At 42.7% G+C, this 15,036-nt stretch carries 16 protein-coding genes and 1 tRNA gene; 6 read left to right on the top strand and 11 right to left on the bottom strand.

Annotation, left to right across the window (positions count from 1 at the left end; genetic code table 11):
- On the bottom strand, positions 1–1,949 hold a 1,949-nt coding region (locus ACE1AQ_RS05235; protein ID WP_374808000.1), incomplete at its 3' end, for a calcium-binding protein.
- A gap of 457 nt (positions 1,950–2,406) precedes the next feature.
- Here ACE1AQ_RS05235 and ACE1AQ_RS05230 point away from each other — a divergent pair.
- Positions 2,407–2,613, top strand: a complete 207-nt coding sequence (locus ACE1AQ_RS05230; RefSeq protein ID WP_253257721.1) for a hypothetical protein — start codon at positions 2,407–2,409, stop codon at positions 2,611–2,613.
- A gap of 187 nt (positions 2,614–2,800) precedes the next feature.
- Here the strand turns inward: ACE1AQ_RS05230 and ACE1AQ_RS05225 are convergent, their stop codons facing one another.
- The 3 genes from ACE1AQ_RS05225 to ACE1AQ_RS05215 all read right to left on the bottom strand — a co-directional run bounded on the left by ACE1AQ_RS05225 (position 2,801) and on the right by ACE1AQ_RS05215 (position 4,211).
- Positions 2,801–3,286 carry a DUF29 domain-containing protein gene (locus tag ACE1AQ_RS05225; RefSeq protein WP_008202268.1) on the bottom strand — a complete coding sequence of 162 codons (486 nt, stop codon included), beginning with the start codon at positions 3,284–3,286 and terminating at the stop codon, positions 2,801–2,803.
- Between the two features lie 234 nt (positions 3,287–3,520).
- The gene (locus tag ACE1AQ_RS05220) at positions 3,521–3,892 is read right to left on the bottom strand and encodes a PIN domain-containing protein (protein WP_106908325.1); all 372 of its coding nucleotides are present in this window, start codon (positions 3,890–3,892) and stop codon (positions 3,521–3,523) included.
- Positions 3,893–3,914: 22 nt separating this feature from the next.
- A complete protein-coding gene (locus ACE1AQ_RS05215) occupies positions 3,915–4,211 on the bottom strand; it encodes a hypothetical protein (protein WP_106908324.1) in 297 nt (98 codons plus the stop codon).
- Between the two features lie 276 nt (positions 4,212–4,487).
- Here ACE1AQ_RS05215 and ACE1AQ_RS05210 point away from each other — a divergent pair, with 276 nt between their 5' ends.
- Both ACE1AQ_RS05210 and ACE1AQ_RS05205 read left to right on the top strand, forming a co-directional pair.
- Complete coding sequence (locus ACE1AQ_RS05210; RefSeq protein WP_008202260.1) at positions 4,488–4,745, top strand: hypothetical protein; 258 nt, start codon at positions 4,488–4,490, stop codon at positions 4,743–4,745.
- A complete protein-coding gene (locus tag ACE1AQ_RS05205) occupies positions 4,738–5,514 on the top strand; it encodes a class I SAM-dependent methyltransferase (RefSeq protein WP_110544774.1) in 777 nt (258 codons plus the stop codon). Before ACE1AQ_RS05210 ends, ACE1AQ_RS05205 begins: the two co-directional genes overlap by 8 nt.
- Here ACE1AQ_RS05205 and uvrA read toward each other — a convergent pair.
- Both uvrA and cysE read right to left on the bottom strand, forming a co-directional pair.
- A complete protein-coding gene (gene uvrA, locus ACE1AQ_RS05200; protein WP_008202256.1) occupies positions 5,471–8,383 on the bottom strand; it encodes an excinuclease ABC subunit UvrA in 2,913 nt (970 codons plus the stop codon). The genes ACE1AQ_RS05205 and uvrA overlap by 44 nt on opposite strands.
- Before the next feature lie 53 nt (positions 8,384–8,436).
- Positions 8,437–9,255: a serine O-acetyltransferase gene (cysE, locus tag ACE1AQ_RS05195; protein ID WP_110544776.1), complete on the bottom strand. Its 819-nt coding sequence runs from the start codon at positions 9,253–9,255 to the stop codon at positions 8,437–8,439.
- Positions 9,256–9,469: 214 nt separating this feature from the next.
- Between cysE and ACE1AQ_RS05190 the strand changes: the two genes are divergently transcribed.
- Positions 9,470–11,125 (top strand): choice-of-anchor I family protein, encoded by a 1,656-nt coding sequence (locus ACE1AQ_RS05190; RefSeq protein WP_110544778.1) that lies wholly within the window; start codon positions 9,470–9,472, stop codon positions 11,123–11,125.
- On the opposite strand, the gene tsaB is transcribed toward ACE1AQ_RS05190, so the two are convergent.
- From tsaB to ACE1AQ_RS05175, 3 genes are all read right to left on the bottom strand, one after another.
- Complete coding sequence (gene tsaB, locus ACE1AQ_RS05185) at positions 11,126–11,728, bottom strand: tRNA (adenosine(37)-N6)-threonylcarbamoyltransferase complex dimerization subunit type 1 TsaB (RefSeq protein WP_008202250.1); 603 nt, start codon at positions 11,726–11,728, stop codon at positions 11,126–11,128.
- A gap of 29 nt (positions 11,729–11,757) precedes the next feature.
- Positions 11,758–11,829: transfer RNA gene (locus ACE1AQ_RS05180), tRNA-Lys, on the bottom strand.
- A gap of 63 nt (positions 11,830–11,892) precedes the next feature.
- On the bottom strand, positions 11,893–12,765 hold the full coding sequence (locus tag ACE1AQ_RS05175) for an aldose 1-epimerase (protein ID WP_008202248.1): 873 nt from the start codon (positions 12,763–12,765) through the stop codon (positions 11,893–11,895).
- On the opposite strand from ACE1AQ_RS05175, the gene ACE1AQ_RS05170 reads away from it, so the two are divergent.
- Positions 12,745–12,918 (top strand): hypothetical protein, encoded by a 174-nt coding sequence (locus tag ACE1AQ_RS05170; RefSeq protein ID WP_374807995.1) that lies wholly within the window; start codon positions 12,745–12,747, stop codon positions 12,916–12,918. The genes ACE1AQ_RS05175 and ACE1AQ_RS05170 overlap by 21 nt on opposite strands.
- A gap of 126 nt (positions 12,919–13,044) precedes the next feature.
- Here the strand turns inward: ACE1AQ_RS05170 and ACE1AQ_RS05165 are convergent, their stop codons facing one another.
- The gene (locus ACE1AQ_RS05165) at positions 13,045–13,731 is read right to left on the bottom strand and encodes a diacylglycerol/polyprenol kinase family protein (protein ID WP_110544780.1); all 687 of its coding nucleotides are present in this window, start codon (positions 13,729–13,731) and stop codon (positions 13,045–13,047) included.
- Positions 13,732–13,785: 54 nt separating this feature from the next.
- Between ACE1AQ_RS05165 and yidD the strand changes: the two genes are divergently transcribed.
- Positions 13,786–14,016, top strand: a complete 231-nt coding sequence (gene yidD, locus ACE1AQ_RS05160; protein ID WP_008202230.1) for a membrane protein insertion efficiency factor YidD — start codon at positions 13,786–13,788, stop codon at positions 14,014–14,016.
- Positions 14,017–14,156: 140 nt separating this feature from the next.
- On the opposite strand, the gene ACE1AQ_RS05155 is transcribed toward yidD, so the two are convergent.
- Entirely contained in the window at positions 14,157–14,915 is a 759-nt protein-coding gene (locus ACE1AQ_RS05155) for a DUF2993 domain-containing protein (RefSeq protein ID WP_008202228.1), read from the bottom strand.
- Positions 14,916–15,036: the final 121 nt, after the last annotated feature.

The raw sequence follows: 15,036 nt of genomic DNA, 5'->3' as shown, positions 1-15,036 counted from the left end.
TTCCCCCAATAGCCATTGATTTGGATATTGTCACCGACGAAAGCAGTATTAGAGAAGTCGAGGTTATTGGCACTCCAATCACCGACAATGGTGACTTTTCCTGTTACTCCTGTCCCGTCGATGGTTTCAATGCCACTATTGGTGCTAAAGGAAAGAATCCCCAGGTCCACGTCTCCTGTACCCAAAGCCACAATTTTATCCACCCCAGAGGTGCCGGTATCGCTATAGATGTCGTAGCCTTGGAAACTCGACCAGCCTCCGGCTAGATTACCGGAGACATAATAAGTGTCTGAGTCTTCGCCTCCATCTAATTGGTCATTGTCTGCGCCGCCATAGAGGAAGTCATTACCAACCCCACCCGATAAAGTGTCAGACCCCCAATCTCCATCGATTAGGTCATCGCCGCCGCCACCATTGAGAATATCGTTTCCCCCGTAACCCATCAGGTGTTCGGCAAGATTCGTACCTGTAATCGTGTCGCTAGAGTTATCACCGTAAATAATGGTTTTCTGAAGATAGAAATAGTTGAGCCAACTGGCAACATCATTAAGGCGAGCATTGGCATCGCCGTCTTCGTTGACGAGACGATTTTCTTCGATGGTAAAGCCAATATGATAGAGTCCATCGGCTACGGTATTGACTAAATTTTTACCGAAGTATTGGGTTGTCGCTCCGTCATTTTGTACCAGGTGGTAGCCTGTTTCCTCATTTCCCTCATCGTCACCGTGGAGGAGGATAAATTCGTCATAGTGATTAGTGCGAACCCACTGATTGAGGGTGCGAATATCATCGCTGGTAATCCAGCCATCAGCAGCGATGCCTGTAGCTGTAACGCCATCGACTAATAGATGGTTAAGTCCGTCGGCGGCGGCGGCTCCGGCGTTAATATCCCCCGCATTTGTCCACTTGGCTAAGCCAGTATCAATTTTGATGGTATCGACAATTTTATCTAATCCGGTGCCAGTGGTGGACTGATCGACGTAAAAATATGTTACCCAATCTGCTACGTCCTTGACTGTGGCATTAGCTGCACCATCTTCATTGAGAAACCGCCCATTTTGGATCTCAAAACCAATATGATAGATTCCGTCGGCAACGGTATTAACTAGGTTTTTCGCAAAATATGTGGTCTTCGCACCGTCATTTTGAACTAAATGGAAGCCAGTTTCTGTTGTGCCGTCATCATCCCCATGCAGAACAACAAAAGTATTATAACGGGTGGCATCAGAGCGAATCCAATTGTTAATTTGTGCAATATCGCTTTCGGAAATTGAACCATCGGCGGCGAGATTGTAGGTGGTAATCGCTGTTTTTAATAAATCATTCAGTCCATTGGCAGCATCAGCACCGCCAGCAATTTCTTGCCAAGGTATATTTTGCGCTAAACCCTGATCAGCAATAATTAATTCCGTAATCTGATCAAGTCCGGTATTAGTTGTTGCCCGATCTGTATAAAATTGGGTTAGCCAATCCGCTACTTGGGTGACAGTGGCATTGGCGTTACCATCTTCATTGACAAAGCTGCCATTTTCAATTAGGAAACCAATGTGATAAATGCCATCAAAAACCGTATCAACTAAATTCTGATTGCGATACTGTTGAGTCGCTCCGTCATTTTGGACTAAATGAAACCCTGTTTCTGTTGTACCGTCATCATCGCCGTGGAGAGCAGTAAATTCTGCTAAACGGTTGGCACGAATCCAGGCATTAATCGCGGTTACGTCACTGACAGTAAAAATGCCGTTACTAGCGACTCCAGTGGCTTGTTTGGCTTCTAAGATTAACTGATTTAATCCATTAGCTGCCGTCATTCCACCCGTAATATTTGTACCGAGATTGGCACCAGCGAGTCCTGGATCTCTGCCAATTCTTTCAACCGTTTGATCTAGTCCCGTTCCGGTTGTTCCGATTAGGTAATTTTGCACCATTGAATAAGATTTGCTTGCCATAATTTTTAACCATAAAAAATAAGGTAGTTAGTGAAATAGCAACAATTGTTAGACAAGTAACGACAAAACCGCACTAAGGCAGGTTTATCCTAAATCCAGTTAGCAAAACCCAGTTATCATCAGGGACGACTGAAGTGGTCACTACGAACCAGAAGGGTTGTCAACTGCACTGGATCAAGGGGATTTGGTGTTACCCTGACAATTGCGGATCGATATCCTCACTCATACCCGAAGTCGATTCCAACGATTGGACAGTCTCAGATAGTCAATAAGTTCTAACCGATTGTCTTGCCTCTGCTCAGACTATCGAACGAGGCTTTCCGACCTTGATAGTCCTGAGTCGGCGTTTGATAATCTAACCTTTAATGAAATCTTAGATTATCGTAGCACTTTATACAGATATTTGATCCCCGCTGCTTTTTCTCTCTTAGCGTTGCTCAAATAAAAATACCTGATCTTGCGCGTAACTCAATTTGAAACCAGGCGATCGCTGCAAGCGTCCGCTCAGATGGCTGACAACCGACGGCGAACTCGCTCAACCGGGATGGCGCTGGTTGAGCAGGATATAATCAAATTTCGCCAACTGGCGGTTGGGACAGTGGGTCAGGTGGGAAGCAATTTGGGAAGTCGTCAGGACAATTTCCAGACTATCAAAGACAACTAATATAAAACAACTTTACATTTCTTTTATCACTTTTGGAAAATGCTATCCTTGTAGATGGGACAAAAGAGCTAAAAATCTGCACTGATTCCGAGTTGATAATTTAAGCGCATCTTATTATCGCAAATTTGGGTTAAAAAACCCGTGGTTTTAGAACGGTTTTCTTTGATTATTTTATCATGTTTAATGTCTAATCTTCACAGTGAAACCAATTTTTATCTAATAATTGCTCTAAACTGTAAGGACATTCTGAGGGAAAATCGCCAGAAAACCCAGTTTTTTGTTGAACATAATCGAAAGCATCCTGATAGATTATCGGTAATTCCTCAGCCAAATAATTCTGTAAATTCGTCGTTAAACATTTTCTTAATTGCGTGCGAAAACCGATAATTTCCGCTCGCCAATGATTCCCATTTATTTCGGCTTCTGTTGTCCAATATTGTAAAAGTAATAAATGCCTGATCACTTGTTCAAGTAAGCTACTGACTCGGTTTTTATCTCTTTTACTCAAGCTTTCTAATTCCTCAATTAAATGGATTACATCTAATTCATCTAAGCGATTTTCCTTGAGGAGTTTTATTGTTTCCTCTAACCAAAGATGTTGATCAATTTCGTAAAGTAGGGGTAGGGTTTCTCCTCCCTCTACTTGCCAGGGATTCTGATTTAAAGTTTTCATTGGGTTGTTGGCGGTTTTTAATAGGAAATAAGCACCCTCATATATATATTAGGCCACTTTCTCCTAATTTTGATAGTGACACAGGAAAAATCACCGCCCATCCTTACAGTGCGATGCCGAAGACACTGCGTAGCAGTACGCCGATTTTGTAGGGTGCGTTAACGTAGTGTAATGCACGTCTTTACTGACTCAAGCTATTAAAATATGGCGGATGAATTAAAGATTGGGTTTAATTTATAACTCTACCCAATTCTCTAAACTTAATCCTTCAACCCTCAATAAATCACCGTCATTAGAAACAACAATTAAACTTTTAACTATAGCAGTAGCAGCAATTAAAATATCTTCTGTTTGTATGGGTAATCCTCTTAATCTAAGATCAGCATGAATTTCAGATGCTTTTTCTAAAATAGCTAAATCATCTGATAAAATAATTTGATAATCATGACAAAGTTGGTTAAATCTTTCTCTTTGTTTAGGTGCAGCAACTGCCAAAAATCCCCTCTTAATTTCAAAATAAGTAATGCAACTGATAAAGATACTTTTTCTTTGAGCTTTGACATCTTCAATTTTTTGATAAATTTCAAGATTACGCTTAATTAGTATCTAACAAATAACTCATAATTACCTATTTACGCTTAATTGCTTCATCGAAAATAGCCATTTGTTCAGGAGTAAAATTGCCGCCAATTTTTGACAGGATTTCTGTGGACATAATAAAGCTACAATGCTCTTTCAATTCTGCCTCTGACATAGTGTTAAATTCCTCAAAAGGTAAATTTTTCTCAAATAATTCAACCAAATGTTTCACTATTTCTGAATAATTAAGTTCCTCTTTAAAGAAAGGGCGGTCTTCCATTAAAATAGAAACAACTTGCTCAATTCTCTTAATCATTGATTTTTGTCTGACATCAGTTGATAACATACTTAGGTCTCCAGTAAATTTTCAATAATATTTATCAACTGCCAATATATCAAGTTTCTCGTGGTTATGCAACATCGTGAGTTCGATCTCGAATAGATCCGGGTAACGGTGTCTTGAGTGGGATGTATCACCATTCTCATCGGATGGTGGTTTCTGCCATGTCCAACCTGTTTGGGGTGAAGATGTCTTTATGGTTAAAAGACGCCAAGGGACGCACCTTGTCAGACGAGGACATATCACACTATCCTTATGATAGTAGTAACCTGAGCCGAAACCATGAAAACAATTAGTTTTAAAACCCATGTAGGAGAAGATGGAACATTACAAATATCTTTACCGCCTGAACTTAAAAACACAGATTTAGAAGTTACCTTAGTTGATCAGCCAATATCTCTAAAAGAACAAGAAGAAAAAACTACATTTAGCCAATGGCAAGAAGGCTTATTTGAAGAAGTAATTGGCGGTTGGGAAGGTGAATTATTAGTAAGAGAAAAACAGCCAGATTATGAGGAAAGAGCGATCGAGAATGATTAAGGATAAAAATCAGCAAACCTATAGAGACCCTAGTATTGTCGGTTATTATGCCCAATTAACCGCACTACAGCCAGCAGAAAAGACAATTTTAACTCTGCTGCAAGAGCGTTTATCAACCATGAAAATGCTTGATTTAGGGGTAGGTGCGGGACGGACTACGAAGTATTTTGCCCCTCTTGTGGGAGAATATATCGGTGTTGATTATTCTACGGAAATGATCGCCGCTTGTCGTCAAAAATTCCCCCATTTAGTCTGGCAAGTGGCCGATGCTAGAAATCTAGAACAATTTGCGGATAATTATTTTGATTTTATTCTCTTTAGTTTTAATGGCATTGATTATATTTCCCCTGCTGACCGTTTTCTAGTTTTAGAGGAAATTAGCCGCATCGGTAAAACTGGCGGTTATTTTTGCTTTTCTAGTCATAATCTTCAGGGAATTATCCCAGAATTCGATTGGAAAAAAAAGATTAGTTTCAATCCTTTTAGTAGCTATGTAAATTTAGTCCTCTGGGTGATTTTGCGTGCCTGTAATCCCTCTCTTAGCTACCAACAGTTATTGACTGCTGACTATGCAATTATTCGGGATGAACCCCATAATTTTCGTCTGCAAAATTATTACGCCACCCCCAAAGAACAATTAAGACAGTTAAGGTCTTACTTTCAAGAGATTAAAATTTATTCTTGGAAAACCGGTCAGGAAATTAAGAGCGAACAAGAGTTAAATACTAATCTTGATCATTGGCTTTATTATCTCTGTGTTCTTCCCTAATATTATCCCGCTTTTTTGGGGGATATTGAAGTAATGCTTGGGCAAGATAATGACCGGTGTAGGATTGTTCACATTTAGCCACGGTTTCCGGTGTTCCCACCGCGATTAATTCTCCTCCCTTATCCCCTCCTTCCGGTCCCAAATCAATAATCCAATCGCTACAGCGAATCACGTCGAGATTGTGTTCGATGACGATAATCGAATTACCTTTATCGACCAATCTTTGTAACACATCTAAGAGATGATGCACATCATAAAAAGATAAACCCGTAGTCGGTTCATCGATCAAATATAGGGTTTTTCCCGTGGCCCGTCGGGATAATTCGGCCGCTAATTTCACCCTTTGCGCTTCCCCACCGGATAAAGTGGGGGCGCTTTGACCGAGTTTACAGTATCCTAAACCCACATCCACGAGAGTTTGTAATCTGGTGGTGGCCCGGGGGACATTTTCAAAGACTTTTAATGCTTCCTCGATCGTCATATCTAAGACATCGGCGATCGAATACCCTTTATACTTAACCTGTAGGGTTTCGCGATTGTAACGCGCTCCTTTACACACATCACACTGCACATAGACATCGGGGAGAAAATTCATCTCGATGACGTTTACCCCTTGGCCTAGGCAAGCTTCACAGCGTCCTCCCTTAACATTAAAAGAAAACTGCCCCGCTTTGTAACCCCTAGCTTTTGCTTCGATGGTTTCGGTGAAAATCTCGCGAATAATGTCAAAAACCCCCGTATAGGTGGCAGGATTTGACCGAGGAGTGCGTCCTATCGGTGATTGGTCGATGACAATTACTTTGTCAACCGCGTCCAATCCTTCCACTTTGTCTAACTCTTTGGGGAAGGGAGTTAAACGGGTTAAATGATGTTGTAAAGCTGGATATAATAACTCATTAATTAGGGTGGATTTGCCTGAACCAGATACTCCCGTAATCGAGACTAATTTTCCTAAAGGAATCGTTACATCGATATTTCTTAGGTTATTTTGATGGCAATTTTTTAAAACTAAAGCATTACCATTTCCATGCCTTCTTTGGGGAGGAGTTTCAATAACTTTGCGTCCCGATAGGTAGGCCCCTGTTATCGATTTTTTGGACTTTAAAAGGGTTTTAAAACTGCCTTGACAGATGATTTCTCCGCCATGAATCCCCGCTTTCGGACCGATATCGACCACATAATCGGCTGCCCGAATCGTTTCTTCATCGTGTTCGACGACGATTAAAGTATTACCTAAATCTCGCAATCTTTGCAAGGTTTCTAACAGTTTACTATTATCTCTTTGGTGTAATCCGATGCTAGGTTCATCGAGAACGTATAAGACTCCCGTTAATCCTGAACCGATTTGAGTGGCTAATCGAATTCGTTGGGATTCTCCCCCAGATAAAGTCATCGCCGGTCGATCGAGGGTAAGATAATCTAATCCCACATCGATTAAAAATTGTAGTCTCGCTTTGATTTCTTTCAGGGCCAATTCTCCAATTAATGCCTGTCTTGGGGTTAGATGACAATCATTAATTCTCTGCAAACAATCCCGAATGGGAACTCTGGTAAAATCCGTGACCGTATATTGTCCTAAACGTACCGATAAAGCTTCCGGTTTTAATCTTTTTCCGTGACAAACTTCACAGGTTTGGTTAACAATATATTTCTCTAGTCTTTGTTTAATAACTTCCGAGGTGGTTTCTTGATAATTCCTATCTAAGATATTGATAACTCCCGCAAATTCTCGATAGTAACCGCGGCCAGTATCGTAACGGTAATCATCTTCAAAATAGATCGGTTCTTTACTCCCATAGAGAATGATATCTTGCTGGGTTTTTGTTAGTTTCTGCCAAGGGGTTTGAATTTCAAAACCTAAAGCTTGCCCTAAACCGTAGAGGAGAGAAAGATAGTAGGAGTTATCCTTATCTGACCAGGGGGCAATAGCGGAATAAACCGGTTGTTTTGGGTCTGGAATGACTAAATCTGCCGAAAATTTCCGTAAACTGCCCAATCCGTGACAGTTGGGACAAGCACCATAGGGAGAATTAAAAGAGAATAAACGGGGGGATAATTCCTCCATAACTGCCCCGTGTTCGGGACAGGCAAATTTCTCGGAAAAGACAATTTCTTTGGTAACTTCGGGATTATCTTCGTTATTCTCATCGAGAATTTCCACAATCGCTACACCATCGGAATGCTTTAAACAAGTGGTTAAAGAATCCACTAATCTTTCCTGTAAACCCTCTTTTTTGATCAGGCGATCGATAACAATTTCAATATCATGAAAATGTTTTTTATCTAACTCGATGCCCTCGGATAATTCTACTACCTTGCCGTCAATCCGCACCCGGGCAAAGCCTTGGGAGGCCAAACTAGAGATTAATTGCTTATGGGTGCCTTTTTTGCCGCGAATTACCGGGGCCAAGATTTGAAATCGGGTTTTCTCGGCTAATTCCATCACTCGATCGCACATTTGATCGATGGTTTGGGGGGCAATATTGCGATCGCAATGGGGACAATGGGGTTCACCAGCACGACCGAACAATAAACGCAAGTAATCGTAAATTTCCGTAACAGTTCCCACACTAGAGCGGGGATTGTGGGAAGTGGATTTTTGGTCAATGGAAATAGCCGGACTTAAACCCTCGATCGCATCCACATCGGGTTTATCTAATTGTCCTAAAAATTGCCGCGCGTAGGCGCTGAGGGACTCCACATAGCGGCGCTGTCCCTCGGCAAAAATGGTGTCGAAAGCGAGGGAAGATTTGCCCGATCCCGAAACTCCGGTAAAAACAATCAACTGATTGCGGGGTAATTCGAGATCAACATTTTTGAGATTGTGTTGTCGTGCGCCACGGATACGGATTGAGTCAGTTTGAGCCATCGGACGGTGCCAAGTAGTCCTTAACAATCATAGCCTTGATAAATGGGTTTCAGCTACTTAGAAAACGAGTCTTCTATCATATCAGAAGATTCTCGGGGATAAACCGATCTTTCAAGAAACTCGCGCATATCTCGATCGGCCGCAGGACAAAAGCTATGACTCGCTTCTTCTTCTAAATGGGCTAAAACTGGGCAATTAATCCGATAATCTGGTTCTTTTGACCGTTCTAGCCGCAATTCGTACACTTGTTTTTCCAGTTGTTCGATGCGGTCCACCAAAGCGCGAATAGCCACCGCTTCCGAGTCGGGTAAATCACCGTGTTCGAGGGGTTCCACCCGCGTCCCGGCCCGATAGATTAAACGACCGGGTACACCAACAACGGTACAATCGGCAGGAATATCGCGCAGCACCACAGAACCAGCGCCGACGCGAACGTTATTACCCAGATAAATATTACCTAAAACCTTAGCCCCAGCGCCGACGACCACATTTTCCCCTAGAGTCGGGTGACGTTTACCGCTTTCTTTCCCCGTCCCTCCTAAGGTAACTCCTTGATAGATGAGGGCATAATCACCGACAATGGCGGTTTCTCCGATGACAACTCCCATGCCATGGTCGATAAAAACACCCTGACCAATTTGGGCGCCGGGGTGAATTTCGATACCGGTCAGAAAACGGGCAAGATGGGAAATTAAACGGGGAATAAAGGGAATCCCGATCTGATATAGCCAATGGGCGAAGCGATGGCACAGTAAAGCCTGTAATCCAGGATAACAAAACAGTACCTCTAACCAGTTACGGGCAGCGGGGTCACGTTCAAAAATGATCTTGAAATCGGCTAGGAGAGTAGATAACACGAGTCTTGATTCCATATTGATCGAGCTTATACTAAACCATGTTATCACTCCGGTAAATGAGCCGTTCAACTAAAAAGCGAGCGAGTAACCCGTTTTCCTAGTTCGCTTTTACTGTTCTCGGCCAAATTTTGAAGATATCCTTAATTTCTCTCCTGTTTAATCTTCCTTTAACTTGAGTCTGAAAAAATGCGATTGTTTAGCCTTTTTTTGCAGGTTTTCAGCTAAAAATATGATTCATGCTATCTATCGTCACCATGGGAAATTTTTATTAACCTTGCTGTCAATTGCTGGCAGTGTCAACATTGTTACCGAATCGGCCTCAGCTTTAAATATCACGCGATTGAGCAGTCTTGGCAATAGTACAACTGCTGCTAATAACTTCGGGGCAGAAATTCCCGCTTATGACCCCGCTAGTCGCAAATTATTCCTGACCGGTCCGAATAATCGTCTAGATATTGCCGATATCAGCAATCCCGCTAGTCCAATTCCCTTACCATCGATCGATCTTAGCTCCTACGGTGCGGGGGTTAACAGCGTTGCCATCAAAAATGGTATCGTGGCCCTGGCCATGGAAGCTAATCCGATTACCAATAACGGCAGTGTAGTATTTTTCGATACTAATGGTGTCTTTCAGAGTCAGGTGACTGTGGGCGCTTTACCAGATATGTTAACCTTTACTCCTGACGGTAATCGGGTTTTGGTCGCTAACGAGGGGGAACCAGCTAATGGTGTCAATCCCGATGGTTCCGTTAGTATTATTGATCTTAGTGCTGGTGTTCTCAATCCCACCGTCAACACTGCTACCTTTACCAGTTTTAATGGTCAAGAGAACACTTTCAGAAGTCAGGGAGTCCGTATTTTTCCCGGTCAAACGGTTTCCCAAGATGTGGAACCGGAATACATCACCGTTTCCGACGATGGAACCACTGCATGGGTGTCTCTACAGGAAAATAATGCTATTGCAATAGTCAATATTGTTAACGCTCAAGTCACCAGTATTTTACCCCTAGGAGCCAAAAATTTTAACGCACCGGGTAATGGTTTGGATCCTAGCGATCGAGATGGGGTAGTATTTGGAGGAGCGGCTAATTCCCCAGCAGTGAGAATTAATAATTGGCCGGTTTTTGGCTTATATCAGCCGGATACGATCGCCACCTTTACCATCGCTGGACAAAACTATTTAATTACTGCCAATGAAGGGGATACTAGAGATGAGGCCGGACGAGTTTCTACTCTAACTTTAGACCCCAATGCTTTCCCTAATGCGGCCCAATTGCAATTAGCCCAAAATCTCGGACGTTTAGATGTTTCCACCATCGACGGACTCAATGGCCAAGGTCAATATAGCCAACTTTTTGCCTATGGTGGTCGTTCTTTTTCGATTTGGAATGTCACTAATGGACTGTCCCAAGTCTTCGATAGTGGCGATGATTTTGAACAAATTTTAGCGGCTTTTTCGGCAACTCCCCTAACTGCTAGTATTTTTAATTCCGATGGTACTCCTAGCAGCTTCGATAGTCGTAGCGATAACCGCGGGCCAGAACCGGAAGGTTTAGCAGTGGGAACTGTGGGTAATCGTCTCTATAGTTTTGTGGGAATAGAAAGGGCTGGCGGTTTCATGGTTTATGATATCACCAACCCTAGTAATCCTTTGTTCACTAATTATATCAACGATGGGCAATTGGGAGATCGCTCTCCCGAAGGATTATTATTTATCCCGGCTGCCGATAGTCCCAATGGTACTCCCTTGTTAATTGTTGCCCATGAAGTGAGTCGCAATGTGGCGATTTATTCCGTTGAACCCGTACCCGAACCTAGCGCAGTTTTAGGATTAGTAACCCTCGGACTAGCTGGCTATAGTTTGAAAAAAAGAGGGAATTGCTAATCACATCCCGTAAAATGGTAGCGCCTCCGACCAATGGGGGCGTTTTCCTGTTTGCCAGTCCAAATAGGCTAAATCGAGGATAGCGGGGGCATTTATGCCTAAATAATTGGGTGTAGCTAATCTTTGATAGGGAATAGTTAAGTTTTCTAAAGTGCGCTGCCATTGTTCCGGAGTCATCAGACTATCAGCTAAATAAACCCGATTACCCCGATAGATGCCCACATACAATTGTCCCCTAGTGGCGGGCATTTCTAGGGCTAGATGGGTATCGACGGGGTAAAAATGCCGTTGTGACCAAGCAAAGGCCGCTAAACTGGAGACGGTAAAAATCGGTAGCTGTAATTGTTGTGCTAGGGTTCTAGCGGTGACTATACCGATGCGGGTACTGGTAAAGCTGCCCGGCCCCTTAGCGGCGGCGAGAAAGGCTAAATCTGCCCATTTTTGCGGAGCCAGGAACTGTTTTAGATAGGGGTGGAATAGGTTCGATAAATCCCTGTCTAAGTCCCAAGTTTGTTGACGACTATCATCGCGGAAATTAGAGAGGGCCAGTCCTAGTTGGGGACTGCTGGTATGCAAGGCTAATCCATAGACAGGGGAAGACAAGTCAATCTTTCTGTATCAGTAAGTTTTTATGGGTCGCCTGGGATTCGAACCCAAGACCAATCGGTTAAAAGCCGAGTGCTCTACCGCTGAGCTAGCGACCCGTTTCGTGTTCTGCACACGATTTATCAATATAACATCTTATCGGGGCTAAGTCAAGGGGAAATTTAAATTTGATTGACTCGCATTTCTATGATCGCCTCGCGGCTACTCTGGGGGTCTAAGTAGGTCAAATGTTCGCCTGTGTTGAGGGCGTTGCGGGGGGCGCTCCAAGGTTCGAGACAGATATAATTTTTATCTTTCAGGGTCCAAAAAACTAGGGTTGTATAGAGATCGTCGTAACCGAGGACAATTTGACGCTGATGATAGGAATCACTAAAACTACTTTGATGGCGCGTAATTTGCGGAAAAGCAGCATCAATTTCTTCGAGATTAAAGTCAAAGTTGCCAGAGTAGGAATGGAGGGTCTTCGTGCGTTGGTCGAGGTATTGGGAGGAGGGAATATCAAAGGATAATCGGGTTTTATCGTTGACTTGAAAGTAGGGATGGAAGCCGATAGAAAAGGGCATTTTTTCGGGGGAAAGATTAATAACTTTTTGGTGAATTTTGAGGCTGTTTCCTTGCAGTTGATAGGTAAAGATTAATTGAAAATCAAAGGGATAGACTTGACGAGTGGCTTCATTACTGTTTAATTCTAGGGTTAAACTAGCGGCGGTTTCGCTGCTTTGTTTGCTCACTTGCCAGGGTAAATCACGAGCAAATCCGTGTTGTTTAAGGCTATAGTTTCGGCCTTGGTGTTGATAGGTATTATTGGGTAAGTTGCCACAGATAGGGAATAAAATCGGAACTCCTCCGCGCACACTGAGGTTAGGATCTTTGAATCTTTCTGTGTCCAGATATAAAATATCTTCTCCGCAAATTTGCCAACGGGTGATGATTCCTCCCCTAGCGGGAACCACTTCCAGATAAGCGTCAGCTTCTTCATCCTTGAGACAATAGGTAAGATATTGATTTTGGTTTTGAGTGATAGTAAAGGTCATATCAGTTATCAGTTATCAGTTATCAGTTATCAGTTATCAGTTATCAGTTATCAGTTATCAGTTATCAGTTATCAGTTATCAGTTATCAGTTATCAGTTATCGGTACAGCTGACTAAAAAGCTGATTGCTAACATAGAACGTAGGTTGGGTTGAAGCATGAAACCCAACACCCGCTCATGTTACGCTACCACTAACCCATCCTAACAAATAATTGTGCCTCCCTACTTAGCTTAACCAATGAGGTTTTAGATTCGGCCCTTGTGAATAAGCTGAGATAGCCTAGCTTGAGATGAAAATTTGAGTAAGAAAATAGGCAATGGCGGCGCTACCAATCGGTACAGTGAGATTATCTATACCTAGTTTCGAGAAAGTTTCTAGAATAGTAGCTCCGATCGCTGTTAATAAAGATACTAAAATAATTGGCGGATTCATGCCATTAATAAAAGATAAAATAATCAAGCTGACTAAAAAGCTGACTCCTAACATAGTCAGGGAACCTTCCAGACTTTTGCCACTGCCGAAAATTTTGTAGGGATGTTGACCAAAATTTTGTCCGACTAGGGCTGCTAATCCGTCTCCTAACGCCATAATTAAAATACCCATTGCTGCGTATTCGGGGTGAGAAATTGGCCAAAAATAAGCCACGAGAACACCGATACTAACAGCATAAAAAAAAGTTCCCCAACTGCGGCGACCGACACTATTAAGACTGGGTAAAATGGGGAAAAAATAGGATAGGATAGCGATAGTTGCCGCTAGGATGGCCGCACTTATTCCCACCCAAGCGGGGATATTTAACCACCAGGCCAAAAGGATGACGTTTCCCGTGCCAATGTGGACAACTTTGCGGGTAATTTCGCCATCGGTACTGAAAACCCTTTTTAATTTTTCAGCGATCAGAATCAGAACAACTAGGTAACAGGCGACTAAACCGATCGAAAATAGGAGAGAGTGGGATAGTTCCACGTGGCAAAAGCGAAAATTGACTATCTATTAGTTTAGGCGATCGAGGTGACATTGATGAAAGGAATTTTTATTGGCTTAATTGAGGGATATCGACGGTTTATTTCGCCGCTATTTCCCCCTTCCTGTCGTTTTCAACCCACCTGTTCCCAGTATGCCATGGAAGCGATCGAGCGCTTTGGTGTGCTGCGGGGTTCTTGGTTAGCAATTAAGCGCATTCTCCGTTGTCATCCCTTTCACCCCGGAGGTTACGATCCCGTGCCTCCCTGTCACCACAAGCACGATTAAAAGCCACAGCAGTTATCTCAATGGTGAGATAAGAAGTTTTCGTTTTGGGGATTCAGGAGTCAATACCAAATTAGGTTATACTTCATTTTTGGGGTAAAGTCTGTAAAACTCTTGATATTTTTAGACCCGTTGATGACCGCCTATTTTCTTTGGGGGAAACGCTCGATATCGGCGATACCATAAAAGATGATCTGTTTATCTTTTAAACGTAGTCTATCGACCCTTAATTGAGTACCATCGAGGGCAAATTTATCTAAATCCATGAGGTTGTTAACGTGGCTGATTAAAGCTTCTCCTAAAGCTTTCGATCTTTCGTCGCCTTGGTAAACCACCTCGACAAATTGAATTTTTCGCCGTTCTTCCACAACCACAGCAGTGGTCATTTCTAGAAGAATTGGTTCTTCTTCTCCCAATTTAATTAGACTTTTCAGAGTTAAAGTTTTGTCGTCATTGAGAATTAATTCCGTGTTCTGACAGTGAATTGATTTACCTTCGTACTCTAATCTTTGCAGTTTTTCGACAATAAAAGGTGTATTAAAAGAGGTGGTTAAGTCTTCTTCCGTTAAAACTACCCGCAAAGTGGCCCGCGTCGGTTGACGGAGTTTCACCTGTCCGGTAAAAATGGCACTAAAATCGATCGCCACCGCTTGCACATACAATTCCATGGCTTCGATGCGTAGGCCATTGTACATGAGCATCGACTGACCGATAAAGTCAAAACCGTCGATACTGCCTTGCAGTAATTTGGCTACGGGTTCGGCGCGGACAGTCGCTGTCAGCTTGCCTGTGCGTTTGAATAATGCAGCGATCGCAGCACTCACCACTTTACTGATGAGTTGATCGCCGCTCTGATTGGGAAAAGGTAAGCTACCAAACACGCCTGCTGTCATATCTCTCATAGGTGGGACTATAACGATCTTAACATTATTTAAAGTTTCTTTACATATCGTTTTATTAATGAAGATGATAAGCAATCTGTATGATTCTGTAGAGGTTATAAATTTTTAGCGGTCTATCCCG

It is taken from the genome of Microcystis sp. BLCC-F209 (genome assembly GCF_041928595.1).
Taxonomy (GTDB): Bacteria; Cyanobacteriota; Cyanobacteriia; order Cyanobacteriales; family Microcystaceae; genus Microcystis.
Note: the sequence above shows the minus strand (reverse complement) of the source record. Positions and strands in the feature narration are given on the sequence as shown.

Bases quoted from the DNA above. Each gene is read 5' to 3' on its own strand.
- ACE1AQ_RS05155 (WP_008202228.1), bottom strand. From the start codon at position 14,915: ATGAGAGATATGACAGCAGGCGTGTTTGGTAGCTTACCTTTTCCCAAT.
- ACE1AQ_RS05205 (WP_110544774.1), top strand. From the start codon at position 4,738: ATGATTAAGGATAAAAATCAGCAAACCTATAGAGACCCTAGTATTGTC.
- uvrA (WP_008202256.1), bottom strand. From the start codon at position 8,383: ATGGCTCAAACTGACTCAATCCGTATCCGTGGCGCACGACAACACAAT.
- ACE1AQ_RS05210 (WP_008202260.1), top strand. From the start codon at position 4,488: ATGAAAACAATTAGTTTTAAAACCCATGTAGGAGAAGATGGAACATTA.
- ACE1AQ_RS05190 (WP_110544778.1), top strand. From the start codon at position 9,470: ATGATTCATGCTATCTATCGTCACCATGGGAAATTTTTATTAACCTTG.
- yidD (WP_008202230.1), top strand. From the start codon at position 13,786: ATGAAAGGAATTTTTATTGGCTTAATTGAGGGATATCGACGGTTTATT.
- ACE1AQ_RS05175 (WP_008202248.1), bottom strand. From the start codon at position 12,765: ATGACCTTTACTATCACTCAAAACCAAAATCAATATCTTACCTATTGT.
- ACE1AQ_RS05225 (WP_008202268.1), bottom strand. From the start codon at position 3,286: ATGAAAACTTTAAATCAGAATCCCTGGCAAGTAGAGGGAGGAGAAACC.
- ACE1AQ_RS05215 (WP_106908324.1), bottom strand. From the start codon at position 4,211: ATGTTATCAACTGATGTCAGACAAAAATCAATGATTAAGAGAATTGAG.
- cysE (WP_110544776.1), bottom strand. From the start codon at position 9,255: ATGGAATCAAGACTCGTGTTATCTACTCTCCTAGCCGATTTCAAGATC.